This window comes from Kitasatospora sp. NBC_01300, assembly GCF_041435235.1.
Taxonomy (GTDB): domain Bacteria; phylum Actinomycetota; class Actinomycetes; order Streptomycetales; family Streptomycetaceae; genus Kitasatospora.
The window spans coordinates 7,375,822-7,394,734 of the sequence record NZ_CP108408.1 but is presented as its reverse complement, the minus strand read 5'-3'; the positions used below and the strand labels follow the sequence as shown (position 1 = coordinate 7,394,734).

Below are 18,913 nucleotides of genomic sequence, written 5' to 3'. Positions count from 1 at the left end.
GGCGGGGCTTCGTCGTCCGCCCGGCGCTCGGGGGCGGGGGCGGGCGCGGTGCCGTCAGCCGCGGGCGGCCCCCGGGACGGCGTGGTCGCGGAGCGGGCCGAGGGTGAGGGAGTGGGCGCGGCAGTGGGCGGCGATCAGCGGAAGGGCGGCGAGGGTGGCCCGCCAGGAGTCGGGGGCGGAGGTGCAGTCGGAGTCGTGCAGGAGGAGGGTCGCGCCGCCGGTGAGGCCGGGGCGGGCGGTCGCGTAGACGGAGGCGCCGGTCGCCTCCGCCGTCCAGTCCCGGCCCCAGGCCGTCCACAGGACACTGCGCAGGCCCAGCCGCCGGGCGGCCAGGGCGGGGCCGGCCGTCAGCACCCCGTACGGCGGGCGGTACCAGTGCGGGCGCACCCCGCACAGCGCCGTCACCGCCTCGGTCGCGCGGCGCAGTTCGCGCAGGTCACGGGCCGGAGCCGGGTACCACTGCGGCCGGTGGTACCAGCCGTGGACGGCCACCTCGTGGCCGCGCAGCACCAGCTCCCGGCCGAGGGCGGGGGCGCGCTCCAGCATCGAGCCCAGCAGGAAGAAGGTCGCCCGGACACCGCCCAGGGCGTCCAGCGCGTCCAGGATCTCCGGGGTGCCGCGCGGGTCGGGGCCGTCGTCGAAGGTCAGGGCGACGTGGTGCGGGTCCGCGCCGTGGCCGGCGGTTCGGCGGGCCAGCGTGCGGCGCAGCGCCGGGAGGCGCACCGCCGCCGGGGCCAGGTGCGCGAGCTCCGCCGCGGTCGCGGTCACGGTCGCCGTCGCGAGCACCCGGGTCGCGGTGTTCACCGGGCTCACCCGAAGCGGGACGCCATGCGCCGGAAGACGCCCGGCGCCACGCCGTGGATCCGGGCCGGGAAGCCGAGCCAGTGCGGCACGAAGAGCCGGTCGCGCCCGGTGGTGATGGTCGCGACCACGGTGTCGGCGACCCGCTCCGCCGTGACGGGCCGTGGCCGCTCCCGCTGGTAGGGCGTGCCGCGCCGGTCGAAGAACGGGGTGTCCACCGGGCCCGGCAGCACCAGGCGTACCCCCACCCCGGTGCCGCGCAGCTCGTACCAGAGGCTCTCCGCGAACATCGCCAGCCCGCCCTTGGTCGCCGCGTACCCCGACTCGTCGCGCACGCCGACCTGGCCGGCCATCGAGCCGAGCAGCACGATCCGGCCCCGGCGGCGCTCCAGCATGCCCGGCAGGAGCAGGCGGACCAGCCGCAGCGGGGCGGCGAAGTTGACCTCGATCATCCGGTCCAGGACGTCCGAGGGGGTGTCCACGAACGGGCCGCGCCACCCCAGGCCCGCGCTGGCGACCAGCGCGTCCACCCGGCCGGCCTCCGCGAGGGCCGCCTCGGCGAGCCGGCTCGGGCCGTCCGGTTTGCTCAGGTCCTCGGGCAGGACGCGGCCGCCGGTCCGGGCGGCGACCTCGTCCAGGCGGGCGCCGTCGGTACCGGACAGCAGGGTCCGCCAGCCGGCGTCGGCCAGGCGGACGGCCGTGGCCAGGCCGATGCCGGAGGACGCGCCGGTGACGAGCACGACCGGAGGGTCGGCGGGCCCCGGCCGTCGGGGGCCCGGCTGGGCTTCGTCCGCCATCGCGCACCTGCCGCTCCGTGGGCCTGTCACCGTCCGATTTGTCCGGCAAGTCACCTTCGCACGGCGGCGCCACCCGGGCTACCGGGGCGGGACGACCGGCTCCGCGTCCGCCTCCGGGTCCGGGCCCGGTTCAGAGGCCCGGTCCACCGAGCCCGGCCGCGCACCGGCCACCTCCGCGGACTGCCCCTCCAACTCCCCGAACCTGGACAGCAGGAAGGTGCCGCCCACCGCCACCGCGAAGCCCGCCAGCGCGCACCACTCGAACCCCGGACGCGCCGCGTCGCCCAGCGCCGCCACGCCCACCAGCGCCGGGCCGAAGGTCTCGGCGACCGTCCCGGCGGCGGTCGCGGCCGTGACCGTGCCGCGCTGAAGCGCCAGCGCGTACGCCAGGTAGCCGCCGAGGCCGCCCACCGCGAGCGCGTACGCCGCCGGGTCGGTGAGGACGGTGACCAGGCTCGACGCGTCCATCACCCGCACGGCCAGGCTCGTCACGCCGAACCCCACCCCCGCCAGCAGCCCCAGCCCGGCCGCCGCCACGGTGCCGGCCCGGCGCACCAGGACGAGGGTCAGCAGCAGCATCACGGCGGTCGTCGCGAGCAGCGCCCAGTGGAACAGCGGCGGGGCGTGCTCCCGGCCCTCCCGGCCCGACCCCAGCGCCAGCAGCGTCAGGCCGACCACCACGGCGACGATCCCCGTCACGTCCCCCCGGCGCAGCCGTGCCCCGAGCAGCCGGACGGCGGCGAGCGCCGTCACGGCCAGGCTCGCGTTGGTGACGGCCTGCACCAGGAACAGGGGCAGGCTGCGCAGCGCCACGATGCTCAGTGCGAAACCGACGATGTCCAGTACGGTGCCGAGCAGGAACTCCCACGACCGCGCCAGTGCGGCCAGCAGCCCCGCCCGCACCCGGTCCGCCTGCGGCGCCGACCGCGCCCCGCGCGCCTGGAACACCGCCCCGAACCCGAAGCACACGGTCGCGACCAGGGCGGTGGTGAGTCCCAGCAGCATGCCTCTCCCAGCCTCACGGGCGGCGTCGATCCACCACCAGTCTGTCCCGGGGACGGCGGGGCCGCACGGGTGGAGGGCGCTGGGTGGCGATCGGGCGGACGGGTCAGGGCGGGCGGGGTCAGGGCTTGAGCGCCACGGCGGCGTAGGCGGCGGCCTCGGGGGCGGTGGCCGGCGGGTCCGCGGGGGTGGGCCGCCAGTGGGGGGTGGGGACGGTGCCGGGCGCGATGAGGCTCCAGCCGTCGAAGAAGCGGGTGAACTCGGGGAGCGTGCGGGCCTGGGCGGCGGTGCCGGCGGATTCGTAGATCCGGACCAGGCCGGCGATCTCGGCCGGGGCGAAGTCGGGGGTGACGTGGGTCATCACCAGGGCGCTGCCGGGGGCGAGGGCCGCTTTGAGGTGCTCGACGAGCTCGTGGGCGCCGCGGGTGTCGGGGACGAAGTGCAGGAGGGCGTTGAGGGAGAGCGCGACGGGCCGGGTGAGGTCGATGGTGTCGCGCAGGCCGGGCGAGGCGAGGAGGCGGGCGGGGTCGGTGACGTCGGCCTCGACGTAGGCGGTGCGGCCTTCGGGGGTGCCGGTGAGCAGGGCCTGGGCGTGCGAGAGCACGATCGGGTCGTTGTCGGCGTAGACGACGCGGGCGCACGGGTCGACGCTCTGGGCGACCTCGTGGAGGTTGGGCGGGGTGGGGATGCCGGTGCCGATGTCGAGGAACTGGTCGATGCCGGCCCGGGCGAGGGCGCGGGTGGAGCGGTGGACGAAGGACCGGTTGGCGCGGGCGGCGACGCGCAGCCAGGGTGCGACCGCGAGGGCGTGCCCGGCGGCCTCGCGGTCGGCGGCGAAGTTGGTGAAACCGCCCAGGTAGTAGTCGTACATCCGGGCCGAGTGCGGCATGTTGAGCCGCAGGTCGACTCCGTCGTAGAGGCTCATCGCGTTCCCCCTTGGCGTCGCGGACACCTGTCGATTGGTGCCCACCGTATCCGGAGGCCGAGCGCGGACCCGCCGCGCTCCAACCAGTCGGCCGATCCCATGGGATGACGATCTGTATTCGGGATGCGGCCTGGAGTGACGAGCCGGATGGACTGAGGATGGGCGCAGACAGCCCGAACCTCAGGTGGCCCGGCGAACTGCCGGCGGCCACGGAAAGCAGGCTCGATGACGATCGACAGGAGCGCCCCCGTGCGCGGGTACCGGGGAGGGCCGACGCTGGAGCGCGCCGACGGCGCGGAGTCGGACCGGGAGGCCGGTGGCGACCTCGGCCTGCGGCTGGACCTCACCTACGCGTCGTTCTGCGAGACCCATGAACCCGCCTGGCACGCTCTCGCGTTGACCAGGATAGGCGGCCAGGCGGACGCCGCGCTGGTGGTCGAGGCCGTGAAGGCGGACCTGGCCCGCTGCTGGCCCCAGGTGCTGCGGTTCGAGGAGCCGGCCGCGTACGCCTGGCGGTTGGCGAACCGGCACGTCTCGGACTGGATGTCCGCCGAGGAACCGGTGGCGGTGGAGGCCGTCACCTTCGCCGCGGTGATCGGCGCGTTCAAGCAGGTCGCGAACGGGCTGCTGCACAGCGAGGCGGACGAGGTGCGGCTGTACGCGGCGATCCTCGAACTCCCGGACCGGCAACGGGATGTGATCATCCTGCGGTACCTGCTGGGCCTGCACGTCAAGGTGATCGCGGCCTACCTGGGCCGGCCGGTGGCGACGGTGCACTCCAACCTGCGGCACGCTCGGGAGCGGCTGGCGCGCCGGCTCGGCGTGGGCGAACTGCCCGACCGCTCGGGCGAACCGGCCGACCGGGCGGGTGAACTGCCGGACCACGCGGGTCAGCTGTGACACCCGGGCCGGAGGCGGACCCGCCCGACGGGGCGGGCACGAGCGACGGGACGGGTACGAGCGGCGAGGCGGGCACGAGCGGCGGGGGGCGTGCGGTGGTCCACGTGCCCCGGCCCGAGCGCGCGCACGCCGAGCGCATCGCAGCACTGCGCCAGGCCCGGCTCACGGCCGCGCCGACACACCTGCCGTCGGAGTTCGAGCAGGCCGCCTTCGAACTGGGCCTGGTGGTGGCCCTGGTGCTGGGCGCGCCGGACGCCTCCCGGGGGCTCGACCTCCTGGTGAACGCCCGCCGGATCCAGCCCGAGGGCGCGGAGGTGTTCGCCGCGCTGCTGTACGCGACCGGTCGGGAGGAGGGCGCCGAGTTCTGGTGGCGCTTCGCCGCCGGATCGGGCTGCGGCACGGCGGCGTACTGCCTGCACCTGCACCATCTGAAGCTCGGCGAGAACGACGACGCCGACTACTGGCGGGCCTGGTCGGACCAGCTGGCGGCGACCGGACGCCCCTCCGGGCCGATGCCGTTGCGGATGACCAGGCCGCTGCTGCCGGACGACGTGCGGCGCGACATCCTGTCCCGGGTCCACCACGGCCTGGCGCCGCAACTGCCGCCGCGGCTGGTCGCGGTGATCGACCGGCTGCCGTTGCAGGGCGACGAGGACGAGGAGGAGGTGCCGAGCCCGTGGGGGCTCACCTCGGGGGCGACCTCGGCGTGTTCCTGGGACGTCCGGTGGGACGGCGAGGACCCGTTGGAGTGAGTCCGCCCGCGCCTGCCCGCGCTCCCCCGTTCAGGTGAGCACCGCCTGCCGGGCGGCAATCTCCGGGTCGCGGCCGCCGCCGGAGGTGACGGCCTCCGCCCCGGGGCCGGTGTGCCGGACGAGATAGTGGTGCGGCGCCATCGCCGTGTCGCGGCCGGGCAGTGCGGCGACCACCGCCTGGTGGGCGGCGGCCGGGGTGAGTTCGCGGTCCGCACTGGTCAGCCTGGCGGTCAGCCTGCCCTCATCCAGCGCCAGTTCGATCTCCGCCCGCGCGCCGAGGGCGGCCTCCAGCAGGGCGCGGACGGCGGCCAGGTCGATCCAGGAGCCGTCGACCAGGCGCCACTCCCCGCCCCGGTCGGGGGTCGGCACCCCGCCGACGCCGGGCAGGGCGTCGAGCGGCACGGGCCCGCGGGCGGCGGCGGTCAGGACGGCGAGCAGTGCCCGCGCGAACCGATCGGTCTCGTCCGGGTCCAGCACCTGCGGGCAGCTGATCAGGGCGAAGTCGAGGCTGCCGCTGATCCGCAGGATGGTGAACATCAGCCGGACCGGCAGCTGTGGAGCGGGCAGCCGGGTCAGTTCGGGGTCGGCGGCCGCGGCGGGTCGGGCGTCGGCGACGGCGGCGGGGATGGTCAGGCTCAGGTCGTTGACCACGACGTGGCGGGGGAAGCGGCTGCCGCGCAGGTGGGCGCAGTCCTCGATGAGCCGCCAGACCTGTTCGGCGTCCAGGGTGCTGTGCCAGTAGGCGCTCAGCGAGGCCGCCTTGGCCCGGCCGATCAGCTGGTCGAGGTCGGCGGTCCCGGTGTCGAGCAGGATCAGGGCGTCCTGCGCCAGGGTGCCGACGTGGTCGACCAGGGCGGCGCGCTGGCGGTTCGCGGAGAGCGCCGAGAGCGCCAGCCCGGTGCGGCCGGACCGGTGCGCGACGAGCGCGGCGAAGGCGGCGAGCAGGACGACGGACGGGCTCGCGCCGGTGCGGCGGCAGACGGCGGCGAGGTCCTCGGCGACGGTGCGGGAGCGGACCAGGACGGCGGAGAGGTCGCGCGGGGGGCCGGTGATCCTCGCGTCGGCGAACACCACCTGCGGGCCGGTGGCGAGGCTGCGGGCCCAGTACCGCAGCGCGGCGGCCGACTTGCGGCGGCCCTGCGCGCTCCGTTCCGCGTCCGCGATCCGCAGCGGGGTCGGGGCGGTGACCGGCGGGAGGTCCTTGCCGGCCGCGAGGTCCAGCCAGTCCTGGATCAGCAGCACGGTGGCGGCGCCGTCGGCCCCCGCGTGGCAGACCACCACGACCAGCCGCAGCAGTCGCTCGCCGTCCGCGACGAGGGTGAAGCGCAGCCGCGGGGCGGCCGCCAGGTCGAACGGAACGGCGACGTCGGCCTGACCCAACTCCGCTGCGAGCGCATCCAGTTGGGTGTCGCTGCGGTCGCCCGCCTCGATCACGGTGACGGTGAACCGGCCTTCCGGGTGCACCACCTGGCGCTCCGGGAAGCCGTCCGCACCGGGGCCGGCCGGGAAGGAGGTGCGCAGCGACTCGTGCCGTTCGACGAGCCGGCGCAGGGCGGCCAGCCCGGCCGACACCGAGGTGCCGTCCGGGACGGGCCAGAGCGCATCCTTGTTGATCTGCTCGGGGGCGTCGCGCCCGATGCACCGGATCATGTTGTCCTGGCCGAGCGTGAGCGGCCCCGAATCGACAGCCGAACCCTCCGCCGAGTCGTCGGCCGAGGCCGCGTACCGGACCTCGATCCGCCTACTGGTCTGTGTCTCGCCGTACGGGGTCACGTCGCACGCGCCTTTCGGCTCGCCGGGGAAGGGTTCAGCGGGAGTGCGATCGGGACGCTACCAGCGACCTCGCACACTGGTCCATACCAATCGTTTACCAAACCGGCAGTTCGTCAATTCTCTTGCGAGACAGGGGAGTTGGCATGAACTGAACCATGACTACGGAAGGGTCAACGTGCTCAGCACGCCGAGCCTGCGATCCAGGTCGGCGACCAGGACGGGGCGCCCCTGCGCCCGCCAGGCGGGCAGCTGCTCGGCGAGCTCCGCCCAGGCCCCGGTGAACGGCTGGGCCGCCGAGTCCTCGGCACCGGCCAGCCCGGGGCCGAGCACGAGCGCCGGGTCGGGCCCCAGTTCGGCGGCCCGCGCCCGCACCGCCGTATCCGACAGCTCGGCACCGGGCGTCTGGTGGACGGTCATGTCAGGCCCGGGGGCCTCCTCGCAGACCAGCACCACCACGCCGTGCCGCTCCGGCAGCGCCACCGGCGCGGCCGGCTCGTGGTGCAGCGCCGTCTGCTCGGCGAGCACCACGACCGCCCGGCGGCAGGATCCGGTGCGGTGGTAGTCGACCGCGAGGCGCAGCGCGGTGAAGGCCGCGGCGACGCCCTGGTCGCAGACCGCGAAGGCGAGCGGTGTGCCCGGACAGGACCGGCTGAGCGCCAGCGAGGACGGCGCGCCCGGTCGGACGTCCGGGGTGTCGAAGGCCAGAATCAGCAGGTCGACGGGCTCGTCCTCGCCGAGCGCCTCGCGCAGCAGGTCGGCGGCCAGCTCCTCGTAGGAGTGGCCGACGCCCTCGCTCAGCAGGTCCTCGCGCAGCGGCAGGCCGTAGGGGCGGACGAGGTCGGAGACGAACACCCGCAGGTCCGGGTGGAGCGAGGCCTCCGAGCGGCCGTCGAAGCGCCGCGCGAGCGCCCGGGTGATCCGCAGGCCGTGGTCGGCCACCCGGTCAGTCCTCGGGGATGACGTGTCCGGCGACGTAGTCGGCCAGTTTGGTGACCGAGCGCAGGTCGTCCTCGGTGATCTGCTCGACGTCCACCTGGATGTCGAGCGACTCCTCCAGCTCCAGGATGAGCTCGATGGTGCCGGCGGAGGTGAGGCCGAGGTCGTCGAAGAGGCAGGCGTTCTCGGGGATCTCGGGCAGTTCGCGCTTGAGGACGCGGGGCAGCAGCTCGCCGATGCCGGTGCGGATCCGCTCGCGCAGCTCGGGGTCAGTGGTCTGGACCACAGGTTCTGACATGGGTGTCCCGTCCCGTCGTACGTGGGAGAGTGGTCTGGCGTGGGAAGGATGGACGAAGCCGACGCTTCGTCAGCAGCGGACCGCCATCGCGGAGAAGGTGGCTCCGACACCGGCGGCGGCGATCAGGTAGTGGTCGCCGCGGCGCAGCAGCCCCCGCGTGGTGGCGGTGTGAAGGTTGATGAGGCTGTCCGCAGCGAAACTGTGCCCCACCGACAGCACGTTGTCCAGCACCACCTTGTCGAGCGGATAGCCGATCCGGCGCGCGATCATCCGCCACGACGCCTGGTTGACGTTGTGCGGAAGCACCGCGGCCAGGTCGGAGAGGTCCAGACCGGCCTCGTCCAGGGCGGACTCGATCGCCTCCACCATCACGTCGGGGTACTCGCGCTGGTAGCGGGCCAGGAGGTCCGCGTCCTCGGCCAGCCGGCCGTCGAACTCCGGGCGCTGGCGCACCGCGAAGGAGAGCACCCGGTGGCGCTCGCCGTCGGCGCTCACCAGGCAGGCGGCCGCGCCCTCGGCGAAGATACCGGTCTCGGGCACCACCTGGGCGTCCTTGGTGAAGGTCTTCTCGCCCGCCAGGACGAGCGCCAGTGCCCGCGGGTCGGGCTCGGCGGCGAGCAGCCGGCCGGCCAGGTCGATGGCCAGCAGGCCCACCGCGCACGCGTGGTGGGTCACCGTGAAGGCGTTGGCGTGCGCGAGGCCGCGCGGGGCGAGCAGGTCGTGCAACGGGTTGAGCGGGTAGGGCACCGCCACCGGCATGCTGCGCGCGTGGATCACGAAGCGGACGTCCCGTTCGCGTCCGCGCAGCTCAGGCAGGTTGTCGAGGGCGGAGTCAAGCAGGTCGGGCAGCGTCCCGGACGGGTCCAGACGGAGCTGGTCCAGTCCGTGGAAGCGGCGGAAGAGTCGAAGTTGACGTGGGGTCAGGCCGATCCGCTCACCAACCGCCTCGATGGGCACGGCGTGCGGGGGGAGGTGAACGGCCACTGCCTCCAGTGCTGTCACGCGGGCTAGTATTCCGACGCCCGCCGGGTCGCACAAGTGATCTCGGGCCCCTTCACCATCGCGTTCGTCTCCGAGGCCGCCGAATCCGCCTGCGGGGCCGACGCGTTCACCCCCGCGCCGTCGAACAGGTGGGAGACCCCTTCGATGTCCGATGCCATTTCTCACACGTCGTCCGACCGTGAACCGCAGCACCCCGCCGCGCCGTTGCACCCCGAGCTGGTCGCGCTGCTGGTCGAGGCCGCCGGGGCGCCACCCGGCTGGGCCGACCGGCTGACCCCGGGCGCCCGGCTGGACGGCGACCTGCTGCTCGACGAGGGCGAACTGGCCGCGCTCGCCGGGCGCCTGCGCGAACGCTTCGGCCCGGCGGCCGACCTGGCCCGGCTGCGCGCCGGGCTGGACCTGGCCGCCCTGGAAGCGCTGACCGTCGCCGACCTGCAGAAACTGATCCCCGAGGAGGGTTCGCGATGACCCGGTTCCTGCTGGTGATGCCCCCGTTGACCGGGCACGTCAATCCCGCGGCGGGCATCGCCGCCGAGTTGACCGCGCGCGGACACGACGTCGCCTGGACCGGCACCGAGTCGGTGCTGCGCCCGCTGCTCGGCCCCCAGGCGCAGGTGCTCGGCACCGGCACCCGGGCGTTCCGGGCGCAGGGCGGGCACGGGCTCGCCGCGCTGCGTTCGCTCTGGGAGGGCTTCATCGTCCCGTACGCGCGGTTCACCGCGAAGCCGCTGGACGCGGTCGTGCGGGAGTTCCGGCCGGACGTCCTGCTCGTCGACCAGCACACCCCGGCGGGCGCGCTGGCCGCCCACCGGCACGGCCTGCCGTGGGCGAGCTTCGCGCCGGGGGCGATGGAACTGGGCCGCCCGTACCGGGCACTGCCGCAGGTGGAAGCCTGGATGACCGGCCTGCTGCGCGGGTTGTGGGAGCGTGCCCGGCTGCCCGCGCAGGAGTACGTGGACCCGCGTTTCTCCCCCGCCCTGGTGCTGGCGACCACCGGCCCCGCGCTGACCGGTGACGACGCGCCGCCCCCGCACCACGCGCTGGTCGGGCCGGTCCACTCCGTTCGGCCGGCCGATCCGGACTTCCCGTGGGAGCGGCTGCTGCCCGGGCGCCGGCGGGTGCTGGTCACCATGGGCACGCTGGCCGGGGAGCTGGGCGCGGACTTCCACGCGCGGGCCGCCCGGGCGCTGGAGCTGTGCGGCGACGACGTGCAGCCGGTGTTCGCCGCCCCGCGCGAGCTGCTGCCCGAACTGCCGCCGCAGACCGTCGCGGTGGACCGGGCGCCGGTGCTGGAGCTGATGGCGCGCGGCGCGCTGGACGCGGTGCTGTGCCACGGCGGGATGAACACCGTCGGCGAGGCCCTGACGCACGGCCTGCCGCTGGTCACCGCACCGATCCGGCACGACCAGCCCTTCGTCGCGGCGCAGGTGGCGGCGGCCGGGGCGGGGCTGCGGGTGCCGTTCGCCCGGGTGACGCCGGAGCGGCTGGCGCAGGCCCTGCGGACCGTCCTGGACACGGCCGACTACCGGTGCGGCGCGGTTCGGGTCGGCGAGGCGCTGCGCGCGGGCGGCGGGGCGGCCACGGCCGCGGACCGGCTGGAGGCCCTGGCGGCCCGAGCCGGGCAGGACTTCCGGCAGCCGCTGCCGGGGATCCTGTAGCAGACCGGAAGATCGACGTCCATTGGTCTAGGCCATTGTCTCCGGGCCGGAGTTCGGCCTAGGGTGGCGCCCAGCACCGCCTTCGCAGGTGCCGAGCACCGCCTTCCCAGGTGCCGTGGCAGCCCATCCCAGCACGGGAGTTCCGGTTGATCGAGACCACGGGACTGCGCAAGTCCTACCGCAAGAAGACCTCCCGCAAGAGCGGCGAGAACCCCACCGTCGACGCTGTGCGCGGCATCGACCTGTCCGTCGACGCGGGCAAGATCTACGGTTTCCTCGGGCCCAACGGCGCCGGGAAGACCACCACCCTGCGCATGCTGGCCACCCTGATCCGCCCGGACGGCGGTCAGGCCAGCATCGCCGGGGCCGACCTCTTCACCGACCCGGCCGGTGTACGCCGCCGGATCGGCTACGTCGCCCAGGGCGGCGGCACCACCGACACCGTCAGCGCCCGCGAGGAGCTGGTGCTCCAGGCCCGGATGTACGGCGCCGCCAAGGCGCAGGCCGTCCAGGCCGCCGAGGGCGCGCTCAAGGCCTTCGACCTGGCCGAGTTCGGCGACCGCCCGTGCGCCACCTACTCCGGCGGCCAGCGCCGCCGGGTGGACATCGCGCTCGGCGTCATCCACGAGCCCCGGGTGCTGTTCCTGGACGAGCCCACGGTCGGGCTGGACCCGGCCAGCCGGGCGTACGTGTGGGAGGAGATCCGCCGGCTGCGCACCGAGGGCATGACCGTCGTCGTCACCACGCACTACCTCGACGAGGCCGACGCCCTGTGCGACCGGGTCGCGATCGTCGACCACGGCCAGGTGGTGGCCGAGGGCACGCCCGAGGTGCTCAAGCGCGAGATCTCCGGTGACGTCGTGCTGCTCGAACTGGAGCCCGGAGAGGGCGTCGCCGAGCGGGCCGCCGAGGTGCTGCGCCCGCAGCCCTACCTGCACCGGCTGGAGTTCAGCGGGGAGGCCGGACTGCGGCTCTACCTGGAGGACGGCGCGGCGGCCATCCCGCAGCTGCTGCGCGCGCTGGACGGGGCGGGCGTGACACCCGGCACCGTCCAGCTCCAACGCCCCAGCCTGGACGACGTGTTCCTGGCCCGCACCGGCCGTTCGCTCCAGCAGTCCTGATCCGCCCACTCCTGGGGAAACCATGAAGCTCGCCCGCGACACCTGGCTGGTCTTCCAGCGCCAGGTGCTGCTGATGATCCGCACCCCGATCTGGATCGCCGTCGGGATCATCCAGCCCGTGTTCTACCTGCTGCTGTTCGCCCCGCTGCTGAAGCCGGTGATCGCCCCCAACGGTGCCGGCAGCTACGCCGACATCTACCAGATGTACGTGCCGGGCCTGCTGGCGGTGCTGTGCATCTTCGGCGGGCTGTTCACCGGCTTCAGCCTGCTCGGCGAGCTGAGGGCCGGCATCATCGAGCGCTCCCGGGTGACGCCGGTGAGCCGGCTGGCGCTGCTGCTCGGGCGGGCGCTGCGGGAGATGGTGGCGCTGCTGGTGCAGGCCGTCCTGATCACCCTCATCGCGCTGCCGTTCGGGCTGCGGGTGAGCCCGCTGAACCTGCTGCTCGCCTACCTGCTGCTCGGGCTGCTGGCGCTGATGACCTCGGCGATCTCCTACGGCATCGCGCTGATGGTGCCGACGGACGCGGCGATGGCACCGGTGGTGAACACCATCGCGCAGCCGATCGCGCTGCTCTCGGGGGTGCTGCTGCCGCTCACGCTGGCTCCGCACTGGCTGCAGCAGACCGCCAAGTGGAACCCCTTCTACTGGGCGGTGGAGGGCATGCGCGCGCTGTTCTCCGGCCACCTCGGGGACAGTGCGGTGTGGCAGGGCCTGCTGGTCGTCGTGGTGATGACCGTGCTGTCGGTGTACTGGTCGGCCCGGCTGTTCTCCACCCGGGTGCGCTGAGACACGACGCACGAGGACGAGATGCCCGAGGAGGGGCCCGGCTCACGAGCCGGGCCCCTCCTGCTGTTCGGCAGTGCCGCTCAGGAGGCGATGAACGCCGCCAACTTGGCCACGCCGTCGATAATCTGAGCCTGCGTCAGTGAGCTGATCGAGAGCCGCAGCCGGTGCTCCCCGCCGCCCGCCGGGTAGAACGGCGCCATCGGCGTCCACAGCACCCCGTACCCGCGGGCGCAGCGCTCCATCGCCGCGTCGTCGGCGGCGAACGGGACGGTCAGCACCGCGAAGAAGCCGCCCTCGGGCCGGTTCCAGGACACGCCCGAACGGCGCCGTTCGGAGGCCGGGAAGTGCCGGTCCAGCTCCCGCAGCAGGGTGTCCATGCCGGCCGCGTAGTGGGCCGTGGCGGCGGCGTTGGCGGCGCGCAGCCGGCAGTCGTGGCGCAGCAGCATGCCGCCGATGACGGCCTGGCTGAGCGCGGGCGTGTTGACCGTCGTCATGCTCTTCAGCTTGGCCAGTTCGTCCGCCAGCAGGGTGCGCCGCCCGCCGGGGCCGGCCACCTCCTGGTCGGCCACGACGTAGCCGAGGCGGGCGCCGGGGAAGCAGGTCTTGGCGAAGGAGCCCAGGTAGACCACCTGGCGGCGGCGGTCGAGCGCCTTGAGCGTCGGCCGCTCCCCCGGGTCGCGGGCGAAGAAGCCGTACGGGTTGTCCTCGATGACGAGCAGGCCCTCCTCGGCGGCCGCCTCCAGCAGCCGGGTCCGGGCCGCGACGGGCATGCTGGTGCCCGAGGGGTTGGCGAAGTCCGGGACGACGTAGAGGGCGCGCGGGCGGCGGCCCTCGGCCCGCACCGCCCGGGCGGCGGCGCGCACGGCCTCCGGGTCGGGGCCGCCGGCCGGGCCCTCGGGGACGGGCAGGGTGGTCAGGTCGAGCAGCCGGGCGGCGCCGGTGACGCCGACGTAGCAGGGCGAGCTGACCAGCAGGACGTCGTCCGGGCCGGCGCACAGCGCGCGCAGGGTGAGCAGCATGCCCTCCTGGGCGCCGACCGTCAGCACCAGGGCCTCGGGGGCCACCGTCAGGCCCTCGTCGTTGGCGAGGGTGCGGGCGACCAGGTCGGCGATGATCCCCTTGGTGGGGCCGTACTGGAACAGCGCGGTGCGCACGGCGTCCCGGTCGAGGCCGCGGGCCGCCAGGTGGGCGAGGTAGGTGTCCAGGTAGGCGGGGACGTCCTCGGGTTCGAAGAAGCCCTCGTAGGGGCGGCCGGGGGCGAAGGAGACGGCGTCGGGGTAGCGGGTGGTGACCTCGTTGAGGAAGGTCATCGCGTCCAGCAGCGGGTCGGCCAGGCTGGCGTGCAGGTCGGCCAGGGGCAGGGGCTCGGGCGCGCTCACCGCAGGGCCTCGCGCAGCCGCTCGGCGGCGTAGCGCTGGGCGTCGGCGGCCGCGTCCAGGGTGCCGGTCATGGCGAAGAAGCCGTGCGGCATGCCGGCGTAGCGGCGGCTCTCCACCGGGACGCCGGCCGCGCGCAGCGCCTCGGCGTACTGCTCGCCCTCGTCGCGCAGCGGGTCGTACTCGGCGGTGATGACGGTCGCGGGCGGCAGTCCGGCCAGGCCGGGGGCGCGCAGCGGGGAGGCGTGCGGGTGGGCGCCGTCGGCGGGGTCGGCCAGGTAGTGGCCCCAGTACCAGGCCACCGAACGGCGGTTGAAGAGCATCGGGTCGTCGTGCTCGCGCAGCGAGGGGGTGTCGGCGGCGTGGTCGGTGTTGGGGTAGACGAGCAGCTGGTGGCGCAGGGCCGGGCCGTTCTCGTCGCGGGCGATCAGGGTGAGGGCGGCGGTGAGGTTGCCGCCGGCGCTGTCGCCGCCGACGGCGAGCCGGCCCGGGTCGACGCCGAGTTCGCCGGCGTGTGCGGCGAGCCAGTACAGCGCGGCGCGGCAGTCCTGGACGGCCGCGGGGAAGGGGTGTTCGGGGGCGAGCCGGTAGCCGACGGAAGCGGTGACGCAGCCGGCCGCGTTGGCCAGCCGGCGGCAGATCGCGTCGCTGGTGTCCGGCGAGCCGAGGGCCCACCCGCCACCGAACAGGTAGAGCAGGGCCGGAAGTTGACGGCCGGGCGGCTCGGGGCGGTAGAGCCGCAGGGCGAGTTCGCCGCCCGGGCCGGGGATGCGGTGCTCCTCGACGGCGGCGACCGGCTCGGGGCTCCCGGCCGCGGCGCGGATGTCGGCGAGGTCGGCGGCGCGGGCCTCGGCCAGGGTGAGGGTGTAGAGCGGCGGCGCACCGCTGCTCGCGCGCCGGGCGCGCAGCGCCTCGGCCTGGGGGTGCAGGGGCATGGGTGGTCCCGTTCGGTACAGATCCGGTGCGGAGGCGTCGGCGGGCGGACTCTCAGGGTCCAGGGTCCATGAGACCAAGGACCCGAGGGCCTAGGGCGTGTCTTCAAACCCCCGTCGTCCGCCCGGAGGGCGGGCGTGGCGGCGTCGGGGTGCGTGCATCGCAAGGCGGAGGAGGGAGTCCATGCGGAGCATCGGCGACCGACGACAACGCGGCGAGGTGCGTGCCCCGGCGTCGGCGCGCAGGCGGGGGTTTGAAGACACGCCCTAGCGGTCGGCTTCGACGTAGACGGTCTCGTCGGTGCGGAACGCGGTGTCGAGGTCGGCGACGTCGGGGCGGGCGCCCTGGCGGTAGGCGCAGTGGCGGATCCGCTCGGGTTCGAAGCCGGCGAGGGTGAGGACGTGGCGCAGCTCGTCCAGGTCGTAGATCCACTGGTGCCCGAAGTGGCGGAAGATCTGGTTGACCAGGAAGGCCGGGCGGGCGGGCATCGGCGGACCGAAGCCGAGGGTGGTGAGGCGGCGGCGGTGCTTGGCGAGGAAGCCGTCCCCGTTGGCGTAGCCGACCAGGTAGCGGGCGAGGTCCGGGGTGGTGAGGCGCAGCACGCCGCCGGGGCGCAGGACGCGGCGCACCTCACGCAGCCAGCCGACCGCGACCGGCATGGTGACGTGCTCGATCAGGTGCTCGGCGTAGACCCAGTCGACGCTGGCGTCGGCGAAGGGCAGCGTCCGGCCGATGTCGAGCTGGGTGAACCAGCGGTCGCCGTCGACCCGGTAGAGGGTCCCGGGTTCGGTGGCGGCGCCGGGGCTGCGCAGGGCGGTGAGGTCGGTGCCGAGTCCTTCCGGGTGGGCGGTCCGGAAGGCGGCGAACTCGATTCCGGTGAGGCCGAGTTCGCGGAATCCGGCGTGGTCGCTGGGCAGCCCGCCGGGGTGCGCTTCGAGCGTGTCGCAGGTGGCGACCTGCTCGCTGAAGGCGTCCAGGCGGGTGGCGAGGCCGTCGGGGTCGTCCCAGTCCCAACCGGGGAAGGGGTCGTTGCGTTCGGTCTCGGGGGTCGGTTCGGTCATCTGCTGTTCTCCATCCAGTACGGACAACGTGGCGCGGGCGGTGCGCGGTTCAGCCGACCGGGCAGGGCCAGGGGGCGAGGGCCGTGCGGTCCAGGTCGGCGAGCCGGGGGCGGCCCAACAGGGCCATGGTGTGCTCCAGTTCGTCGCGCAGCAGGTCGAGGACGCGGTGCACGCCGGCCTCGCCCTCGGTGGCGAGGCCCCAGAACACCGGACGGCCGACCAGGACGGCGCGGGCGCCGAGGGCGAGCGCGACGGCGATGTCGGCGCCGGTGCGCACCCCGCCGTCGAGCAGCACCGGCAGGTCGGCGGGTACGGCGTCGACCACCTCGGGCAGTGCGGCCAGGGAGGGCAGTGCGCCGTCGAGTTGCCGCCCGCCGTGGTTGGAGACCACGACGGCGTCGGCGCCGTGCTCGGCGGCGAGCCGGGCGTCCTCGGCGGTCAGGATGCCCTTGAGGACCAGCGGCAGCCGGGTGCGGGCGCGCAGCCAGTCGAGGTCGGCCCAGGTCAGGGTGGGGTCGAACTGTTCGCGGGCGTGCTCGGCGATGCCCGAACCGCCGTCCGTCGCGCGGTGGCTGGCGGTCATCAGGTCCTGGTCCAGGTTGACGGCCCGGACGGCGGGCGGGATCGCGAAGCCGTTGCGCAGGTCGCGCAGGCGGCGGCCGATCCTGGGGGCGTCCACGGTCAGGACGAGCGCGCGGTAGCCGGCCGCCTCGGCGCGTTCGACCAGCGCGGCGAGCGCGGCGCGCTCGCGCAGCCAGTACAGCTGGAGCCAGAGCGGGCCGGTGGCGGCGGCCGCGATCTCCTCCAGGGTGCGGCTGGCGAACATGCCGGCGACCAGCAGGGCCCCGGCGCGGCCGGCGGCGCGCGCGGTGGCGGTCTCGCCCTCCGGGTCGACCAGCCGGTGGTAGGCCATCGGGGCGATGCCGACCGGCAGGCCGAGCGGCGCGCCGAGCAGCGTGCGCCCGGGCGAGCAGTCGGAGACGTCGACCATCGTGCGCGGGCGCAGTGCATAGCGCGCGAACATTTCCCGGTTCGCCGCCACGGTGCGTTCCGTGCCGCTGCCACCCTCGATGAAGTCCCATATTTCCGGGGAAAGTTGCGCGCGCGCGGCACGCTCCATCCCGGCCAGCGTGAGTTCTCCCACGGGCGTCCTCGATTCCGGGCGGCCACGCGTGGACCAGCCCCGGTTCGGCAGCGTAGGAGCAACAACCACATTGGTATAGACCTTGATTTGACCAAACGTCTGTGCAATCGTCTGGCAACGGAATTGACCGTTTTGGTTGTGAACGGCGTTCATGTCAAATCCCCTCACTTGTGTGGAGCGGTGTTGACCGGCATTTCCCCCTCTTCACTTCCGCCTTCCTCACCGCCGCACGCCGACGCCCCGGACGCCTGGGTCGACCGGCTGTTGCTGGCCGGTCCCGGAGGCGAGGAGTGCCTGCATCTCGGCGGACCACTCGACCGGGACGCCCTGCGCGCCCTGGTCGACGAACAGGCCGCGCACCTCGCCGCGGCCGGACTCGGCCCCGGCGGCACCGCCGCGCTACGGCTGCCGCCCTCGGTGGCGTTCGTCACGGTGCTGCTGGCGTGCTGGCGGCTCGGTGCCCAAGTGGCGCTGCTCGACCACCGGTTGACGGACCACGAGGTCGACGCGGCGGTGGCGCGGCTGGCCCCGCAGGTCCTGGTAGGCTCCGCCCACCGGCCCGCGGCGGCCCTGCGCGGCTTCTCCGAGGTCGAGCCGGTGGCCGTCCGGCTGCCGGAAGGCCGCCCGGCCGGCACCGGGCACGCGCTGATCCAGCTCAGCTCCGGGTCCACCGGCCCGGCCAAGGTCATCGCCCGCACCGCCTCCGACCTGCTCCGCGAACTCGACTGCTACCACAGGCTGGTGGAGTTCCCCGGCGAGGGCGAGCGGGTCGTCCTGCTGTCCTCCGTGGTGCACGTGCTCGGCCTGGTCGGCGGACTGCTCAACAGCCTGCACGCCCGGGTCGCGCTCACCGTGCCCGAGCGGATGACGGCGGCGGGCATCCTCGCCGCAGTCGCCGCCGGCGACCGGCCGACCACCGTCATCGGGGTGCCCTTCCACGCCGAACTGCTGGCCGGCGCCGTCACTCCCCCGGCACTGCCGGGGCTGCGGCGGATGATCGTGGCCGGCGAACTGGTCCGCCCGGGCCTGCCCGCGCTGTTCGCCGACCGCTACGGCGTCCCGCTCGGCACCATGTACGGGATGACCGAGACCGGGGTCATCGCCACCGACCTGTCCGGCACGCTCCACCCGGCCAAGCAGCCCGTCCACGGGATGCGGCTGCGGCTGGTCGCGGGCGAGCTGCGGATCGGCGCGGAGTCCTCGCCCTACCCGGGGCTGGACGACCCGACCCGCTGGTCGGACGGCTGGCTGCACACCCGCGACGCGGCCGAACTCGACCCGGACACCGGCCTGGTCACCGTCCTCGGCCGCCTGGACTCCCAGGTCTCGATCGGCGGCCTCAAGGTCGACCTCACCGAGGTCGAGCAGACGCTCACCGCGCTGCCCGAGGTCCGCGAGGCCGTCGTGGTCTTCGAGGACGGCGCGATCGAGGCCTACCTCGCCACCGAACCCGACGCCGACCTCGCCCTCGTCCAGGACGGTCTGGCCCGCCGGCTCGCCGCCTACAAGCGGCCGCGCCGGCTCGCCCTGCTGCCCCGACTCCCCCGTACCGCCACCGGAAAACTCCTGCGCGACCCGGCCGCCCTGCGCACCACCGCCACGGCCGCCGCGCTCTGATCCACCGCACGCACCCCGACAAGGAGCCAC

The 18,913-nt window shown here is 74.6% G+C and carries 19 protein-coding genes; 7 read left to right on the top strand and 12 right to left on the bottom strand.

Features of this window, described 5'->3' with window-relative positions; genetic code table 11:
• Window positions 1–54: 54 nt before the first annotated feature.
• The 4 genes from OG556_RS31960 to OG556_RS31945 form a co-directional block, all read right to left on the bottom strand.
• A complete protein-coding gene (locus tag OG556_RS31960) occupies window positions 55–804 on the bottom strand; it encodes a polysaccharide deacetylase family protein (protein WP_371522282.1) in 750 nt (249 codons plus the stop codon).
• A gap of 5 nt (window positions 805–809) precedes the next feature.
• Window positions 810–1,598, bottom strand: coding sequence for an SDR family NAD(P)-dependent oxidoreductase (locus OG556_RS31955; RefSeq protein WP_371522280.1), 789 nt, complete (start codon window positions 1,596–1,598; stop codon window positions 810–812).
• Window positions 1,599–1,676: 78 nt separating this feature from the next.
• Window positions 1,677–2,603 carry a hypothetical protein gene (locus tag OG556_RS31950; protein ID WP_371522278.1) on the bottom strand — a complete coding sequence of 309 codons (927 nt, stop codon included), beginning with the start codon at window positions 2,601–2,603 and terminating at the stop codon, window positions 1,677–1,679.
• Between the two features lie 118 nt (window positions 2,604–2,721).
• Window positions 2,722–3,525, bottom strand: coding sequence for an SAM-dependent methyltransferase (locus tag OG556_RS31945; RefSeq protein WP_371522276.1), 804 nt, complete (start codon window positions 3,523–3,525; stop codon window positions 2,722–2,724).
• A gap of 225 nt (window positions 3,526–3,750) precedes the next feature.
• Between OG556_RS31945 and OG556_RS31940 the strand changes: the two genes are divergently transcribed.
• Both OG556_RS31940 and OG556_RS31935 read left to right on the top strand, forming a co-directional pair.
• Complete coding sequence (locus OG556_RS31940; RefSeq protein ID WP_371522274.1) at window positions 3,751–4,425, top strand: RNA polymerase sigma factor; 675 nt, start codon at window positions 3,751–3,753, stop codon at window positions 4,423–4,425.
• Window positions 4,426–4,520: 95 nt separating this feature from the next.
• Window positions 4,521–5,177 carry a hypothetical protein gene (locus tag OG556_RS31935; RefSeq protein ID WP_371522272.1) on the top strand — a complete coding sequence of 219 codons (657 nt, stop codon included), beginning with the start codon at window positions 4,521–4,523 and terminating at the stop codon, window positions 5,175–5,177.
• 30 nt (window positions 5,178–5,207) lie between these two features.
• Here OG556_RS31935 and OG556_RS31930 read toward each other — a convergent pair whose 3' ends face one another.
• From OG556_RS31930 to OG556_RS31915, 4 genes are all read right to left on the bottom strand, one after another.
• Complete coding sequence (locus OG556_RS31930) at window positions 5,208–6,950, bottom strand: condensation domain-containing protein (RefSeq protein ID WP_371522270.1); 1,743 nt, start codon at window positions 6,948–6,950, stop codon at window positions 5,208–5,210.
• 159 nt (window positions 6,951–7,109) lie between these two features.
• Window positions 7,110–7,889, bottom strand: a complete 780-nt coding sequence (locus tag OG556_RS31925; RefSeq protein ID WP_371522268.1) for a hypothetical protein — start codon at window positions 7,887–7,889, stop codon at window positions 7,110–7,112.
• Between the two features lie 4 nt (window positions 7,890–7,893).
• Window positions 7,894–8,184 carry a phosphopantetheine-binding protein gene (locus OG556_RS31920; RefSeq protein WP_079136143.1) on the bottom strand — a complete coding sequence of 97 codons (291 nt, stop codon included), beginning with the start codon at window positions 8,182–8,184 and terminating at the stop codon, window positions 7,894–7,896.
• A gap of 69 nt (window positions 8,185–8,253) precedes the next feature.
• Window positions 8,254–9,186 (bottom strand): 3-oxoacyl-[acyl-carrier-protein] synthase III C-terminal domain-containing protein, encoded by a 933-nt coding sequence (locus tag OG556_RS31915; RefSeq protein ID WP_371522266.1) that lies wholly within the window; start codon window positions 9,184–9,186, stop codon window positions 8,254–8,256.
• Window positions 9,187–9,222: 36 nt separating this feature from the next.
• On the opposite strand from OG556_RS31915, the gene OG556_RS31910 reads away from it, so the two are divergent.
• The 4 genes from OG556_RS31910 (at window position 9,223) to OG556_RS31895 (ending at window position 12,752) form a co-directional block, all read left to right on the top strand.
• Complete coding sequence (locus OG556_RS31910) at window positions 9,223–9,654, top strand: hypothetical protein (protein WP_371522264.1); 432 nt, start codon at window positions 9,223–9,225, stop codon at window positions 9,652–9,654.
• Entirely contained in the window at window positions 9,651–10,844 is a 1,194-nt protein-coding gene (locus tag OG556_RS31905; protein ID WP_371522262.1) for a glycosyltransferase, read from the top strand. The genes OG556_RS31910 and OG556_RS31905 overlap by 4 nt, the downstream gene beginning before the upstream one ends.
• Before the next feature lie 146 nt (window positions 10,845–10,990).
• Window positions 10,991–11,965 carry an ATP-binding cassette domain-containing protein gene (locus tag OG556_RS31900; protein WP_371522260.1) on the top strand — a complete coding sequence of 325 codons (975 nt, stop codon included), beginning with the start codon at window positions 10,991–10,993 and terminating at the stop codon, window positions 11,963–11,965.
• Between the two features lie 22 nt (window positions 11,966–11,987).
• On the top strand, window positions 11,988–12,752 hold the full coding sequence (locus tag OG556_RS31895; protein ID WP_371522258.1) for an ABC transporter permease: 765 nt from the start codon (window positions 11,988–11,990) through the stop codon (window positions 12,750–12,752).
• An 80-nt stretch (window positions 12,753–12,832) separates the two neighbouring features.
• Here OG556_RS31895 and OG556_RS31890 read toward each other — a convergent pair whose 3' ends face one another.
• The 4 genes from OG556_RS31890 to OG556_RS31875 all read right to left on the bottom strand — a co-directional run bounded on the left by OG556_RS31890 (window position 12,833) and on the right by OG556_RS31875 (window position 17,266).
• Window positions 12,833–14,131: a PLP-dependent aminotransferase family protein gene (locus OG556_RS31890; RefSeq protein WP_371522256.1), complete on the bottom strand. Its 1,299-nt coding sequence runs from the start codon at window positions 14,129–14,131 to the stop codon at window positions 12,833–12,835.
• On the bottom strand, window positions 14,128–15,063 hold the full coding sequence (locus OG556_RS31885) for an alpha/beta hydrolase (RefSeq protein ID WP_371522254.1): 936 nt from the start codon (window positions 15,061–15,063) through the stop codon (window positions 14,128–14,130). Before OG556_RS31885 ends, OG556_RS31890 begins: the two co-directional genes overlap by 4 nt.
• A gap of 264 nt (window positions 15,064–15,327) precedes the next feature.
• Window positions 15,328–16,122 (bottom strand): methyltransferase domain-containing protein, encoded by a 795-nt coding sequence (locus tag OG556_RS31880; RefSeq protein ID WP_371522252.1) that lies wholly within the window; start codon window positions 16,120–16,122, stop codon window positions 15,328–15,330.
• A 49-nt stretch (window positions 16,123–16,171) separates the two neighbouring features.
• On the bottom strand, window positions 16,172–17,266 hold the full coding sequence (locus tag OG556_RS31875) for an alpha-hydroxy acid oxidase (protein WP_371522250.1): 1,095 nt from the start codon (window positions 17,264–17,266) through the stop codon (window positions 16,172–16,174).
• A 180-nt stretch (window positions 17,267–17,446) separates the two neighbouring features.
• Here OG556_RS31875 and OG556_RS31870 point away from each other — a divergent pair, with 180 nt between their 5' ends.
• On the top strand, window positions 17,447–18,883 hold the full coding sequence (locus tag OG556_RS31870) for a class I adenylate-forming enzyme family protein (protein ID WP_371522248.1): 1,437 nt from the start codon (window positions 17,447–17,449) through the stop codon (window positions 18,881–18,883).
• Window positions 18,884–18,913: the final 30 nt, after the last annotated feature.

What these genes read in the sequence shown, in the direction of transcription:
- OG556_RS31945 (WP_371522276.1), bottom strand. Translation starts at nt 3,525, where the DNA reads ATGAGCCTCTACGACGGAGTCGACCTGCGGCTCAACATGCCGCACTCG.
- OG556_RS31955 (WP_371522280.1), bottom strand. Translation starts at nt 1,598, where the DNA reads ATGGCGGACGAAGCCCAGCCGGGCCCCCGACGGCCGGGGCCCGCCGAC.
- OG556_RS31950 (WP_371522278.1), bottom strand. Translation starts at nt 2,603, where the DNA reads ATGCTGCTGGGACTCACCACCGCCCTGGTCGCGACCGTGTGCTTCGGG.
- OG556_RS31940 (WP_371522274.1), top strand. Translation starts at nt 3,751, where the DNA reads ATGACGATCGACAGGAGCGCCCCCGTGCGCGGGTACCGGGGAGGGCCG.
- OG556_RS31895 (WP_371522258.1), top strand. Translation starts at nt 11,988, where the DNA reads ATGAAGCTCGCCCGCGACACCTGGCTGGTCTTCCAGCGCCAGGTGCTG.
- OG556_RS31905 (WP_371522262.1), top strand. Translation starts at nt 9,651, where the DNA reads ATGACCCGGTTCCTGCTGGTGATGCCCCCGTTGACCGGGCACGTCAAT.
- OG556_RS31880 (WP_371522252.1), bottom strand. Translation starts at nt 16,122, where the DNA reads ATGACCGAACCGACCCCCGAGACCGAACGCAACGACCCCTTCCCCGGT.
- OG556_RS31885 (WP_371522254.1), bottom strand. Translation starts at nt 15,063, where the DNA reads ATGCCCCTGCACCCCCAGGCCGAGGCGCTGCGCGCCCGGCGCGCGAGC.
- OG556_RS31920 (WP_079136143.1), bottom strand. Translation starts at nt 8,184, where the DNA reads ATGTCAGAACCTGTGGTCCAGACCACTGACCCCGAGCTGCGCGAGCGG.